13 protein-coding genes are annotated in these 14,033 nt (G+C 44.9%); 5 read left to right on the top strand and 8 right to left on the bottom strand.

The window, feature by feature from the left end; all coding sequences use genetic code 11:
- Window positions 1-135: 135 nt before the first annotated feature.
- The 5 genes from ABGV42_RS06840 to ABGV42_RS06820 all read right to left on the bottom strand — a co-directional run bounded on the left by ABGV42_RS06840 (window position 136) and on the right by ABGV42_RS06820 (window position 3,858).
- On the bottom strand, window positions 136-771 hold the full coding sequence (locus ABGV42_RS06840) for a LysE family translocator (RefSeq protein WP_347383159.1): 636 nt from the start codon (window positions 769-771) through the stop codon (window positions 136-138).
- 116 nt (window positions 772-887) lie between these two features.
- Entirely contained in the window at window positions 888-1,637 is a 750-nt protein-coding gene (locus tag ABGV42_RS06835) for a YqcI/YcgG family protein (RefSeq protein ID WP_347380989.1), read from the bottom strand.
- 93 nt (window positions 1,638-1,730) lie between these two features.
- A complete protein-coding gene (locus ABGV42_RS06830) occupies window positions 1,731-2,300 on the bottom strand; it encodes a YdeI/OmpD-associated family protein (RefSeq protein WP_347380988.1) in 570 nt (189 codons plus the stop codon).
- A 43-nt stretch (window positions 2,301-2,343) separates the two neighbouring features.
- Window positions 2,344-2,859: a DinB family protein gene (locus ABGV42_RS06825; RefSeq protein WP_347380987.1), complete on the bottom strand. Its 516-nt coding sequence runs from the start codon at window positions 2,857-2,859 to the stop codon at window positions 2,344-2,346.
- 81 nt (window positions 2,860-2,940) lie between these two features.
- Window positions 2,941-3,858 carry a helix-turn-helix transcriptional regulator gene (locus tag ABGV42_RS06820; RefSeq protein ID WP_347380986.1) on the bottom strand — a complete coding sequence of 306 codons (918 nt, stop codon included), beginning with the start codon at window positions 3,856-3,858 and terminating at the stop codon, window positions 2,941-2,943.
- 179 nt (window positions 3,859-4,037) lie between these two features.
- Here ABGV42_RS06820 and ABGV42_RS06815 point away from each other — a divergent pair, with 179 nt between their 5' ends.
- Window positions 4,038-4,514: a DUF2975 domain-containing protein gene (locus tag ABGV42_RS06815; protein ID WP_347380985.1), complete on the top strand. Its 477-nt coding sequence runs from the start codon at window positions 4,038-4,040 to the stop codon at window positions 4,512-4,514.
- Window positions 4,515-4,523: 9 nt separating this feature from the next.
- Window positions 4,524-4,757: a helix-turn-helix domain-containing protein gene (locus ABGV42_RS06810; protein WP_347380984.1), complete on the top strand. Its 234-nt coding sequence runs from the start codon at window positions 4,524-4,526 to the stop codon at window positions 4,755-4,757.
- A 43-nt stretch (window positions 4,758-4,800) separates the two neighbouring features.
- Here ABGV42_RS06810 and ABGV42_RS06805 read toward each other — a convergent pair whose 3' ends face one another.
- Window positions 4,801-5,667 carry a helix-turn-helix transcriptional regulator gene (locus ABGV42_RS06805; protein WP_347380983.1) on the bottom strand — a complete coding sequence of 289 codons (867 nt, stop codon included), beginning with the start codon at window positions 5,665-5,667 and terminating at the stop codon, window positions 4,801-4,803.
- A gap of 180 nt (window positions 5,668-5,847) precedes the next feature.
- On the opposite strand from ABGV42_RS06805, the gene ABGV42_RS06800 reads away from it, so the two are divergent.
- The 3 genes from ABGV42_RS06800 to ABGV42_RS06790 all read left to right on the top strand — a co-directional run bounded on the left by ABGV42_RS06800 (window position 5,848) and on the right by ABGV42_RS06790 (window position 10,062).
- Window positions 5,848-7,914, top strand: coding sequence for a beta-galactosidase (locus tag ABGV42_RS06800; RefSeq protein WP_347380982.1), 2,067 nt, complete (start codon window positions 5,848-5,850; stop codon window positions 7,912-7,914).
- 158 nt (window positions 7,915-8,072) lie between these two features.
- Window positions 8,073-8,600 (top strand): sigma-70 family RNA polymerase sigma factor, encoded by a 528-nt coding sequence (locus ABGV42_RS06795; protein ID WP_347380981.1) that lies wholly within the window; start codon window positions 8,073-8,075, stop codon window positions 8,598-8,600.
- A complete protein-coding gene (locus tag ABGV42_RS06790) occupies window positions 8,587-10,062 on the top strand; it encodes a DUF4179 domain-containing protein (protein WP_347380980.1) in 1,476 nt (491 codons plus the stop codon). The genes ABGV42_RS06795 and ABGV42_RS06790 overlap by 14 nt, the downstream gene beginning before the upstream one ends.
- A 361-nt stretch (window positions 10,063-10,423) precedes the next feature.
- On the opposite strand, the gene ABGV42_RS06785 is transcribed toward ABGV42_RS06790, so the two are convergent.
- Window positions 10,424-11,473: a Gfo/Idh/MocA family protein gene (locus ABGV42_RS06785; RefSeq protein ID WP_347380979.1), complete on the bottom strand. Its 1,050-nt coding sequence runs from the start codon at window positions 11,471-11,473 to the stop codon at window positions 10,424-10,426.
- 169 nt (window positions 11,474-11,642) lie between these two features.
- Window positions 11,643-14,003, bottom strand: a complete 2,361-nt coding sequence (locus ABGV42_RS06780; protein ID WP_347380978.1) for a beta-galactosidase — start codon at window positions 14,001-14,003, stop codon at window positions 11,643-11,645.
- Between the last annotated feature and the right edge of the window lie 30 nt (window positions 14,004-14,033).

The raw sequence follows: 14,033 nt of genomic DNA, 5'->3' as shown, positions 1-14,033 counted from the left end.
CCTGTAAACAGTGATATAGCGCTATCAAGAAGCAACCCTTTTGAAGCCACAACAAAAAAGGAACCCATTAATTGGGCTCCTTATCTATCTTAGAATTCTTCCTATGGATCGGGGTTGTCCAACCAACCAAGGCTATTACTGAATATATATCCAGAGAGAAAGTACGAACTCATACAAAAAATAAAGCGAAAAACCGAGCAGAAGTATACCTGCAGCAACAGAAACCAAATGGATCATTCGCGGGCTCATCACTTTTCGTGTGACAGAAACCAGGGTGACCAGACCCAGGTCGTGGATTAAAATGCCGCACAGCACCCCGCAAGCCGCAATAGCAAAACTTTCCTTCCCGGCAGAACGATATGAATCAGACAGTACGGCTCCGAAGACCGATACCCAAAAGATCAGATTACCCGGGGAGATGGCAACAAGCAGGCCGTTACGGTATGTCTTCCAAAAGGACTTCTTCACCTTCGCGTCGGCTGACGTGATATCCTGATCTGCATTTCGGATCGAGTCATAGCCGAGATAGGCAAGAAACCCGGCTCCAACAAGCCAGAGAGGAATCTGAACATAAGGGAGGGAAAGGATGGAGGCAAATCCAAAATACATGGCGAGAATCAAAGACGTATCCAGGGTCATTCCGCCCAAACCAACTGCCCAGCCGTGAATGAAGCCATTTTTCAAGCCCTGTTTGGCCATCTCTATGGTGATTGCTCCAATAGGCATGGCGATAGCTAGTCCGATCAGAACATATTTGATATACAGTTCCATTTCCATATTCATTTCCCTTTCCTGAATCCGGTTACTGAGACACTCCTCCTAATATCTGCAGAGTACAGCTTATTCGGAGGAGAGCACGTTTAGGACAAGGAAGGGTAAACTCACTTCTATTCCTGAATCTTTTCCGCTTGAAGAGCGCGAAGAAAAGGACAATGTGAAGGGGAGGTAGCATCATCTCTCAGGAAATACTGCTTGTATTCAAGATTCCCCTGCGAACCGTATTGTTTTAATTCAGGATGAGCGGGTACGGCATCGTATGCTGCAAGTCGTTCACGAATCTTGGGCCCAATGGCTGCAGCTTTCTTGGGGTGAGCATTCCATTGGTCCAGTACCCAGCGAGGCGTCATTGCGAGCATGAAATAAGGAAAATTTCGACTCTGCCTGGAAATGTGAGCCGGGGTCCCGCAATAGACGAAATATCGTTCATCATCATAACAGAACTCCCATAAGGGATTCTCCGGGTTCTCCGGAATATCTTCGGGCCATGGCTTTACATCCAGATTACTGACCTGGCTTAACAGCTGCCAGAATACCGATTCATACTCCAAAACCGATCTTGACTGATCCGTTAATTCAAGAAAGACAATCAGGGATGAATATTCACCAAAAGAACGCGATGCCCGGCCGTATTCCGAAATGATATCTGCCAGCTTACGATCAACGGGCTCGCAATCCAAGCCAGAAACAAAACCATACCGGAGATGCCCCATGGCGAAGGCCTGAGTCGCTGGAATACAAGGGAAACGTGCTTCCCGATCACTCATTTTGGAGGCAAACAAACAGTACGCATCCTTTTTCCATGCTTCCAGAGGAGCATTGTCGTTCTCCAGTTCAGAAGGTTGATACAAAAGCGACATGAAACAGTCCTCCTTTTACCTATAGGATATCGGCCAGAGGCAGATTGGTGACTGTCCCACATCACTTCCGTGTGATACGCAGGTTTATACCATTCAGTAATTCAGAAGGCGCCCATCGTCATTCCATTGACCGTAGATTTTGTTGTCTCTAGTGTGTGTAATGAATTTATCCAATCTGTGATTGAACATTGCAGGGTGATTCTTAACGCTCTGTATCGTATCAATGCGTACTCTTGTATAGAGGGCGGGAAAAGCCATGAAATTCTTATATGTTTCTTGATCCTCTCTAAGCCTGATCTCAATATCCTCAGCTATGCGAAAGGAATCCCCTTCCATGTTCGGCAGCACCTTTCTTCCTTCATCACTCATGAATCCCAACGTTTCAAGACGCCTGACCCGTTCTTTGTTCAATTCAGTCCAGGAACTGTTTTTGCTTCGGGGTGACAGTCTCTGTGCAAGCTCTGTGTCAGACAATTTTTTCTTTATCCCATCGATCCAACCAAAGCAAAGACATTCTTCCACCACGTCCAAATACAATAGGATTCCCGGCTTTGGCTTCATGCTCACCACAACCAAGCAGGATGTTTCAGTCCTGCAATGGGTCTGCAACCATGATCTTAAGTCTTCTCTTGAGCTTAGGGAGAGCACATTCTGAATTTCCATTCTTCGCCTGCTCCAATCCATATTAACATGATGAGCTGTACATTTAAGAGGATTTCACGGGTTCCTGATACCAATATAGACAATAGTCATTCATGGTGGATGCATGTCCCATTTGACGCAGCATTGTAGAAATATTGCCCCTGTGGTAGGTACCGTGATTCACCACATGCAGCAGCATCTTGGACAACGTTGTTTCGCAGATGCCGGCGTATGGGTTATCAAGCTGGATGGTTTGCTCCAAATCGGTTTGACGCTGTATCCATTCATGGTACCGCTCTGTCAACTCGGCGAAGGAGTTTATATACTCTTCCACAGTAGGGAGCGTTTTTCCATTCAAAGGCATGCATTCTTGCAGCGCCTCACGCATTTCCATACCAGATAAAATGAGATACCACATCTGATCAACTGCGTAGATATGGCTTAGGGCATGGGCGATCGTGGGGAACGAACTGTTCAATTCCTCACTCAGTACCGATGAGGGTAATTCCTTGATCCTGCCCAGGATAGTTTGGTTCGCCCAGGTGTGGTAATTGAACATCTCCGTTGGAACATTTGTCATTTGAATCGTCTCCTTTTATTGTCGAATCGTTTGTTTTTGAATCTGTAGTAATTATAAAAAAAGAAGTATGACAACAGAGTGTCATACTTCTTCGTATAGCAGGAGTGCTTGTTGAAGCTGTTCTTTCAGGATTCCTCGTAGTTCAGGCGGTTCAATAACTTCGACTCCACTTCCTAAACTTAGCAGAAATGACCTAAGCCATTTTGCCTGAAGTGGTTGATAAACGGGAATTCGCATAGTCATACTTCCATCTTCGTTAAATTGCTTCTCTGCCTGATGAAAATGATCTAATGCTTCAGCTAATGCCTCAGGGGCAACCCGAAAGACAACGTCACTTATCTGATTGTGCCAATCCTCGTTTCGCAGTACAGTCTCTTTCGGTACCTCGTTATGCGGTAGAAATGTGTCTTGGGTTAGCGATAGATTCATCATTCGAGATAGACGGAATTCCCGGTAATCCTGTCGTGCTCGGCAAAAACCATACACATACCAATTTCGATATTTAAAATAAAGCATCACCGGTTCCAACTCACGGGTTGTACGTTCATTCCGGGTATTGATGTAATCGAATCGGACAACGAGGTGCTTTGTAATCCCAGACCGTAACTCGCGAAGCGCATGGTGGTCGGTACGGTGAGTCTCCAAGTTCACCGCCAAGCTGGGACCCTGCTGCTCGGACCCAACCGTTTGCAACCGTTCAATCGTGCCCTGGGCACGTTCATCCTCAAATACGGTGGAGAGACTGCGTAGAACCGTAATCAGAGACTGAACATCGTACGACCCGAGCAAGCTTTTGTCCATTTTGTATCCGTCCATCAAGCCATAACCGCCGTTCATTCCCTGATAGGAAACAACTGGAAAACCGGCAGCGCAGATCACATCGATGTCCCGATATATGGTTCTTGAGGATACCTGGAACTCTTCGGCCAGCATGGAGGCAGAGACAACTTCGTTGTTCAGCAGCTTATAGATCATAGAGATTAATCGTTCCAATTTCATGAGTAAGGACCGCCTTATACACCGATTTTATCATTGTAGTTGGTCGTTCGTTATTATATCACAGTATGAATTGATGATATAATAACAATAACAATACAATAAAAATCGATAATTATTTATTGTAAAACGATAAATAATATGATAAATTCAAATCAATTAAAACAAGTGAGGTGCTTTTTGTGAAACGAGGTTCAACAATCTTTTTAAAAATGGCTGTTCTGCTTATTGGACTTCCCATTCTTGCCTTGTGCATCTTCGGCATACCTTGGTTAGCCAATCATCCTGTGAATCCAATTTATGCCGGCTCGCTATACCCCATTGTGTGCATTATGTATGTCTCCGTCATACCGTTTGTCATTGCGCTGTTCCAGTCGTTCCGTCTTCTGAGCTACATTGACAAGAACGAAGCATTTTCTTCAATCTCAGTGAAATCTTTAAAAATAATAAAATATTGTGCTATTGTAATCTGTAGCCTGTATGTTGTGATGCTCCCGTTCGTTTTTCTCGTAGCAGATAAGGATGATGCCCCTGGGCTTATCATTGTTGGAATGGTTCCTATTTTTGCTTCATTAGTCATTGCGGTGTTTTCCGCTGTTCTCCAGAGACTGTTACAGGAAGCCATTGATATTAAATCCGAAAATGACCTAGTGGTTTGAGGTGAAAATATGGCTATTATAATCAATATTGATGTGATGTTGGCAAAACGGAAAATGACGGTTACCGAGCTTGCAGAGAGAGTTGATATCACGATCGCCAATATTTCCATATTGAAGAACGGGAAGGCAAAAGCGATACGTTTGTCTACGCTGGAGGCAATCTGCAAAGCACTGCAATGTCAGCCGGGAGATCTGTTGGAATATAGAGCTGATGAAGACGAAGACTCCTTAGAGAAGTTATGATCGCGAGTGAAGAAGACTCTGCATTTTGTGTGCAGAGTCTTTTTTATGAGAAATGTTCCTCTTTCATATGATTGTGAATATTTCGGAATTGCATTGGGGTGACGTTTTCTTGGCTTCGAAAACATCTAATGAAGTAGCTTGACTGTGAAAAACCGGTCTCAAACGTGATTTGCTTAATGGAAAGGTTAGTCGTAGCTAACAATTGCTTTGCATGCAATAACCTGGATTCCATTAGGAATTCCGGAAAAGAGATTCCAAACGTTTGACTGAACTTGCGGCTAAAGTATGAAGTACTATAACCGGCGATCCCGGCTGCTTGTTCAAGAGTGATGTGCTCATTACTGTGGGAGCGGACGTAATTTGCTGCTTCACGAATCCGCTCTGCGGTTGGATGCACGGAAACATTGATTTGGCTCGCTCCGGATTGTAATCTTGTCAAAAGTTCATATAGCGTTGCGGCAATACTGTGCTCATCCTCAACCTGAAATCCCCTGCCTAATTCCAGTAATCGATCCATCAGAGCTGTAATCATTGGAAAGTTGGAACACTGAAACAGCCATGGCTCGTCAACTCCTTTTCCATTCAATAATTCTTCAAGATGAATACCGTAGAAGTGAATCCAACGAATACTCCAGGGTTCATCAGAGTCCGAATGATAGGTTTGCCTGAGACCAGGACCGTAAAGAAATCCCTGTGCACGCGTTAACTCATAAGAATTGGTTCCGCTGTGAAGGAATCCTTTTCCGTCATATACAAGGTGCAGATTATAGCATTGATCCAAGTTGCTTTCTTTGGTCCGATATTCCCGATTCACACGATGCTTCGGAAAATTACTGTAGCCTCCAATAAAATCCGGGAAGCAAGTATGCCTGGGGAAAACCGGCTTAGGAAGAAAGAGGTGCTCTTTCACGCGTAACCTCCATTTGAACGCAAAATTTTGATGTCATTATTAAAAACAAAGCTATTCATCAGTTCTATCATTATTTATGGATGTCAATATTTTATTATAAGTCGCATAATCTTGTCATTTATTATACGCGGTTGGTCCAATAGAATGAAGGCAGTATCGTAAGTTAAGGGGGACAATGAGATGGCGAAGTCAATACAAATGGACGAATTAAAACTGGGTGTCTGTTACTACCCGGAGCATTGGAATGAGCAATTATGGGAGGACGATTTCCGCAGAATGCAGGAGATGAATATTACGGTCATTCGGATGGCTGAATTCGCATGGTCTATCATGGAACCTGAAGAAGACCGATTTGATTTCCGTTTTTTTGGACGTGTAATGGATCTTGCGCACCAGTATGGTTTAAGTGTCATTCTGGGGACCCCGACCGCAACTCCGCCAGCGTGGTTAACAGAAAAGTATCCTGAAGTGTTAAACGCCAATAAGGATGGCGTATTGTATCGACACGGCATGCGACGTCATAACAACTACAGCAGTCCGATCTACAGACAGCAATGTGAAAAAATAGTGCGCAATATGGTTCTGGCATATAAAAATCATCCGGCTGTCATTGGATGGCAGATCGATAACGAACTCAACTGTCACATGGATGTTTTCTATGCTGAGGCAGACCATGTCGCCTTCCGGGCGTGGCTTAGAGATCGATATGGCTCACTAGAACAGCTCAACCAGGCATGGGGAACGGTATTTTGGAGTCAGACCTATACAGCGTGGGAACAAATATATCTTACACGGAGCATGGTCAATTCTTCACCTAATCCTCACCTGGCACTGGATGAAAAGCGCTTCATATCGTCGAATACCATTTCGTTTGCCAAGCTTCAAGCGGATATCATACGTGAATTGGACCCGGAACATTGGATCACAACAAACGGTACGTTTGGACATTTGGATAATCATGAATTGACGGAGCATCTTCTGGATTTCTTTTCCTATGATTCGTATCCACAGTTTGCCACGATATTTCCAGGTGAAGACGAAAACCCATTGCAAGACCGGGCATGGAGCATGAAATTGTCCAATGTACGCAACATGTCACCGAATTTTTGTGTAATGGAACAACAGTCAGGGCCAGGTGGCTGGGTTGATAGCATAGGTATGGGCACGCCAAGGCCTGGTCAGATCAGATTGTGGTCGTACCAATCCATTCTTCACGGAACAGACTTACTGGTATACTTCCGCTGGCGTACAGCCACATTCGGAACCGAGATGTACTGGCACGGCATCAACGATTATCACAATCAACCCAACAGGCGAGTGAGAGAGGTTGCACAGGTTGGGCAAGAGTTTGCCCAAATCGGACGTGTTATTGCGGGTACGACATATCTGGCGGACGTTGCCATCCTGCAGGATTACGATAATATGTGGGACGGAGAGTTAGACGAGTGGCATGGTCCGCTTCATCATCAGAGCACACGTGCTTGGTATAAGCAGCTGCAATATCGCCATATCCCTACAGATGTAGTTACCCTGCGACCAAAGACCGTATTGGAAAACCTGTCCAAATATAAGGTAATCATCTATGCTCATCCGGCAATCATGACGGACGAAACAGCAGAACTTCTTCGAGCATATGTGAGCCAAGGAGGTACGCTGTTATTCGGTGCACGTACCGGATATAAGGATCTCAAGGGACATTGTTATATGAGACCGTTCCCAGGAGCGGTTGCGGCGTTATGTGGAGTAACGGTGGAGGATTATACCTTAGTCAAAGGAACCGTTACCGGAGCCAAGCTGCAATGGAAGGGAAAAAGTGAGCAAGGGCCTCAGGGAATACAAACGGTTGGGTTCAACGAAATTCTTCATGTGGAAAATCCCGAGGTACAGGTTGTCGCCGAATATGCTTCCGAATACTATGCAGGTCATGCTGCAATGACGAGACGTGCAGTTGGTCAAGGAGAAGTATGGTATTATGGCGCAGCATACAATGAACCAGTAGTCGATGCTATCATGGATGAAATAGGACTGTCTTCACCTGTCGATGACTTGGTAGAGGTGCCTTCCGAAGTTGAAATCGGTATCCGTTCCGCAAAGGATAAAGCATATCTATTTCTTCTCAACTACTCGGACCAGGAGGTCTTCATCAAGTTGAAGAAGGAAGTCAAAGAGTTACTTTCGGGAACATCGTATAAGGATAAGGTGAACCTGTCACCCTATGGTGTGTTCATTTTTGAGATAGGACAATAGCTAGTACAGAGGGCAGTCGAACGACTAAGTTCGGCTGTTTTTGGTTGAGAAATAAGAATTTAAACATTATTTGAAAATAATTTTTATACTTTTGTGAACCAAATGAAGCCTTTGACGATCTAATGATTAGATAGAATTGAGGAGGAGGGGAAATCTTCGTGGATTTAACCGAGAAAGCAGAACTTGCACGAAAAGGAGATAAGCAAGCATTTGTATCATTAATACGGACGCTTCAGCAAAGCCTCTATGTTATAGCAAGATCAATCGTAAGGAACAACGAAGATAGCGCAGATGCGATACAAGAGACCATTACCAAAGCATTTACTAGTATACATACTTTGAAAGAACCCGCTTATTTTAAAACCTGGATTATTCGGATCCTAATCAACGAGTGCAATCGTATCAACAGAAAATTGAAGCGAATTTCTCTTATTCCTTATGACTTGAGACAAACATCTTATAAGGATGAATATGAACATATTGAACTGTTTGACATCATTGATGAACTGGATGATCAACTTCGAACGATGGTCACGCTCTTTTATATCGAGGATATGTCGGTCAAGGATATTTCCAACGTGCTTGAAATTTCTGAAGGTACTGTTAAGTCACGTTTGTTCAGGGCTAGGAAACAACTCTGTGAGCTTGTACAAGGGGAAGGGGAAGATAAATATGAGTTATCATGATCCAGTTGATCACGAAATTAAACAGTTTTTAAAGCCGAAATCACAAGACCTTGTCCTCCCCGATTCAGTTACACTTGCTATGGAGAATGCTTTTTCTTCCCTTTCTGAGCAAAAGTCGAGAAAGAAATCTCGCTTTAACAAATGGAGATGGACTGCTGCAGCTATAACCATCTGTTTTGCCCTAGCGGCGGTCATGATCTATACAGTGCCAACGTTTGCGGAAATAATTAGATCTCTGTTTTCCAAGGACAATCCCGATATCGGACTCCTGCGAGCAAAGGAGCTGGGATTGGTACATAATCCACATATTAAAGTCAATGACAAGGGCTACACCCTTGTTATTGAGGAAGCTGTAGCAGATCCTACACGAGTGACGCTTGCGCTCCAACTTTTTGATAACAAAGGAGAGCATGACCGGGACAAGCTGAGTCTTGGAGAATCGAACACCATTACTATTAAAGATGCTGAAGGGAAAACCGTGGGCAGTATGTACGATATGGGATATACAAATGATTTTTATTATATGGTGGAGTTCTTCAGTGAACCGCTGCAAACGGACAAGATTACAATCGAGGGGAATATTAATACGCTTGGAAACAGAAATGTACCTGCAATAGAAGGGAATTGGAATTTTAGCTTTGACTTGGATATGAAAGAGGCAAACAGCAAGACCCAAGTAGAGGAACTCTCTGGAACTTATACAACACCACATGGACTGACTGTTAATTTAAAACGGATCACACGAATGGTGCAGGGGGTACGATTCGAACTGGAGACTGAGCTTGATGATGCAGCAATGGCTAGATCCCCAGGTGATTTGTGGGAAAACCAAACATTGAGCTTTCACTTTGAGAACTTAAAAAACGAAGAGATACATTCAGTGAATCCAAGAAAATCCGGTTACATGGACAGCCTGATGACATTTGACTATAGTGTGATTGAAGAAGGGAAAATGCGATGGAGCTATACTTTTAAGTATCTCCCTGAGCATGAACCTTACCGCTTTGTTCTGGATGGATACTCAATTGCTGAAGTGGATGGTAGCAAGTTTTCCTTTAGACCTGCGGAGTTATCAGAGCCTAAATCTTTTAAGGTTTTGAAGGATAGAGTGGAAGTGATAGGGACTTCGTTGGAAAGATCGCAAAGTGGTGGCGAAACCAACGAACTGGCTGTTTTATTTTACGGAGAAATGGATAATGAAGTTCGTAATGATGCATGGAAAGCATATGATTCGGCAGGTAAACAATATAATGTAAGCAAAAGAGGATCATCGGGATTGGAAAATAGCTTGCCTGATCATTGGAGAGAGGGATTTATCAGCATGGGAGATCGTAAAATGAATAGTCCTTTTGAATACCGAATTGAGGGCTTAGATCATATTCCAGAGGAGCTCAGTCTGGTGAGAGAAGTGGTCGATAAACGCTATAAAGATCCTAACTGGTCCGTAATAATGAATGAATAGCAAAAAAACGAACTTATCCCTGTCAGGGAGTTAGTTCGTTTTTTTCTCTTTGTTCTTATCCGGCAATGACCTAGTGGCTATTAAAACAACAATAAAAACGAATACTAGTATTGTATTAGACGGTATTGTTTTGAATATGTAATCTTGAACCAATAGAATGATGATGGATACGGCCAAGATAATTCTCATAACGCGAGCCGATGAACGGCTGGAGTCTTTGGAATGTTTGGACATAAGGAATATGACATACCACCCCCCAAATAAAAGGAGTAAAGAACCTGAGTTTACGATTGCAAACATTGAAGAACACCTTTCAAAGAGCGATTTCGTTAAACGATTAGTTCATATTTCATAGTTAAAATTAGATCCTTACCGATGCTTGAGTTGTGATAGATTTCTCTATGGCCAGAGACAAACGCACATCCTTAAGAGCTTCAGTCAGGGGATAAAAAGGACTATTCTCTCTCACAAAGGTAGACATTCGCGTCAATATTTCAACCATGGCCAGCTCTTCATCAGAAAACGGGGCAGAAGGGAAGGGGTTACGGTACATGCACTCTTGGCCTGCGCGAAGCTCACGGAGGGACAGCGGTCCCAGACTTCCTTCCATGCCGCTTTGAATTCGTTGGATGGCGTATGTATCGTACACATCGGTACCCAAGCTGATGGTGACCTCGTTATCCCGGATCTCCCCATGGGAACCGCGAATCAGAACCCGGTTTTGACGGAGCGGCGAAAAGTATTGAGAGCGGGTGAAATCGAGCACAGCGCTCTTTCCGTTACGGAACGACAGCATGGCGATATCTTGCACTTCATTTTCGATTCGATCCTGGACTTGTCGACCACGGTAAGGTACTTCCAGAATCGGAAGTTCGAAGCGACGGGCAACGATTTCACAGCTGATTTCCGTGAGCGACAGCCAGTTACGAATCAGACTGATCCCGTGATAACCGTGTGCTATTGATGCTTGCACATGATGAACCTGACCCAAATTCCCTGACTGTATGAGGGACGTTCGAGCGATATGATGCGGCTGCAGCGGATACTGTTCTGCAACCTGAATCTGGCCGTTTTTCTCGGCAAAAGTGGACATGATTCCAAGGCTTTCTTCATCGAATGCCGGTGGTGTTTCAACCAAGAGAGGCACTTGTAGTGAAACAAGTTCTTCAAGGACGGCAGGGACGGATGCTTTGGAAACAGCAACCAACAGAAAATCACAGTGGCGGGCCATTTCATGAGGAGTCTCGTAAAGGGTCAAGCCCCAACGTTCGGCAGCTTCCTGATATTTGGCCGGATTGCGAACGACTATGCCGCTGATTTTGAACACATGGGGGAGCTGCTTCGCGATCCGAAGATAAGCTTCTGCTCTCCAGCCGAATCCTATAATTCCAAAACAAATCGGTTGACTCAAAAGAATCTCCTCGCTTCTCATGCTTCTTCTAAATGAAATATGTACTAGATAAGTATGTTACCTATATTTTCTACTCAAGGATATCACGAAGCAAAGCATTTTCAATAAAAGTATGAAAAAAAAGCCCTGAATTGGTTCGATCTGAACGAATTCAGGGCTTAATAACATTTTAAATGGAAGATGAAACGGATAATTGTCCAACCGCTGCGGCCGCTTTCACTGGATACAGCGCGACCCGATATTCCGGAATGGGTTCAATGCGACGAAACTCGGCGAGCTCTATTCCCTCGAAGCGCTCGATTTGTGCCTGATTGACAAAGGTATGAACCGTTCCTCTGCGCTGCGGGGTTATGGACAAGTGCAATTCAGAGGATTCAAGCTGAGTGTAGAATTCCTTGAGGCCAATGGACCAGGTCTTTCCGTAAGAAATGTGATCCGTTATGAGCCGTCCATTCAGGAACGCTTCAGCCACATCACCTTCATAATCCACCTCAAGCCATACATCGTGAACATGAGAGGGCCACTCTCCGGCAAATTGCAGCAGAGCCGATTTCTCTGTGGGTTTCTTAATCAACACGTCTGGCGTATATTCAGGCAGATCTATGGTATAGGTAGTGAAGAGAGCTGCTCCATCTTTTTGAGAGTGAACCGTGGCACGATGGGTTTGTAAATGGTGCTCGGGCTTGGGATACAGCGAAACAGCAAACCGGGAAGCTCCTGTTGATGTGCAGATAAGCTGGTGATTGCTGACCGTAACGGGACAATCGCTAATGACCAGCGTTTGTTGTCCCCACAGTTCAAAGGTATATGCTTTCTGCGCTTCTTCTCTGGAAAGCACCACAAAGCGTACGCTGCTCCCGTCAGTGGTTAGGAAGTTGACTGAATGGTGTTGGTCCACGTTCGGTTGAATCACATAGTAAGATCCTTGATCCATTAATACACTTTCGTTACACTGCACATCCTTTAGATTTGTTTTGGAAACGACGAATTCCGGTTTCATCCCTTCATGCGCATAGAAGAAAACCGTTTTTTCTGCAGAAGTCTCGACCACTGTGAGCAGCGGAGACGTTGCACTAAGTAGTGACACGCCATGAAGATCCAGATGGAACGGCAGCATCAACCCGATTCCTTCAGGCAGCTCAAGTTCACCTTCGGCAGGGAAGGCAACGTGACCCTTGGATGTTTCCAATTCGATTCGTATACTGCGGCGGGGCATGTCCACCTGGTCCTGAAAATTATTCAAGAAAACAAAACCAGAGCCGTCCTCATGTCTGACACACCAGCGTAATGTCTCTGTATCTGTCGGATCTATGGTAGATTGTCCCTCAGGCAGGACCGTTTTCATCGGAGCAAGGACAGATCCGAAAGACTCGAGAAACAGAGAGATGGCGCGGATGCGGTCATAGGATGCACCGACTCTGCCGAATTCACCCAAGGGAGACTGGTAGTCATACGTAATCTTCGGCAGGAATTGCTCATTCAGATAACTCTTCTTGCCAACGGGATTGGAGCCGCCATGATACATATAATAACCGAGCAGATTGCTGCCGCTGGCTAGCTTGACAAGGGTCATGGCCTCGATGCTGTTCTCGGGAACGTACGGCCTCACGTTATAACTGACCTGCATGCCACCGGCCATTTCGCAATAGGCAACGGGATATTCGCGCGTGTCATACTGAACGGGTTCCGCAGGAGTAACATGAAGATCGCGATATATAAATTCCTTGCTTGGAGGCTGGTCAGGCAACCAGGAAGTATAGGCATAACCTGCAAGCATGGGCAAAAAGCCTTCCTCGGGAACGGCAGCGCCGCCCCAAGCGGTAGCCGTGAAGAACAGAGGACGAATCCCTACATCCTCCGCAATACGGCGCAGCTCGGCAAGGTGAGTTGTACCTCCGGTTCCAGAGGACAGAAATTTCCCTGTTTTGTAACCCCATGCATCATTCGGCGCCCCGGCGTGCATGAATTCATTTTCCAATTGCACAGCTATAACAGGTCCTCCGTCCTGATACAGGCTGCCTTTCATCTGACTGGCGATTTCCCGATACATCCTGCGTGTAAGCTTCAGATATTCGGGATCATTGGAACGGATCTCAATAGGCTTGGATACTACCCAATCCGGAATTCCTCCATTACGAACTTCGCCGTGGCAGAACGGACCGATGCGAAGAATGAGGGGCAGATCCAGTTTGGCGCAAAGATCGATGAAATGGCGCAGGTTCCGATTACCACTCCATTCAAAAACTCCTTCTTCTTCCTCATGAAAATTCCAAAATACATATGTTGCAGCGATGTGAATGCCGCCGGCTTTCATTTTCAGCAGTTCTTCTTCCCAGTGCAAGTATGAAAACCTGGAGAAGTGAAATTCTCCCACGACAGGAATGAAGGGCTCGCCATTACGAGTCATATAATAACTGGTAAATCCAAAGCTATCTCCTTTGGGGTTTGCTCCACCATTCATTCCCAATTTTCCTGAATGGATTTCCTTATTATCTGCATCCAATAATGATAATTTCGAAACCTGGCTCATTGCTGGGACAACCTCCTTGTGATATGTTTT

The sequence above is a fragment of the Paenibacillus pabuli genome (assembly GCF_039831995.1).
GTDB classification, from domain to species: Bacteria; Bacillota; Bacilli; order Paenibacillales; family Paenibacillaceae; genus Paenibacillus; species Paenibacillus pabuli_C.
Note: the sequence above shows the minus strand (reverse complement) of the source record. Positions and strands in the feature narration are given on the sequence as shown.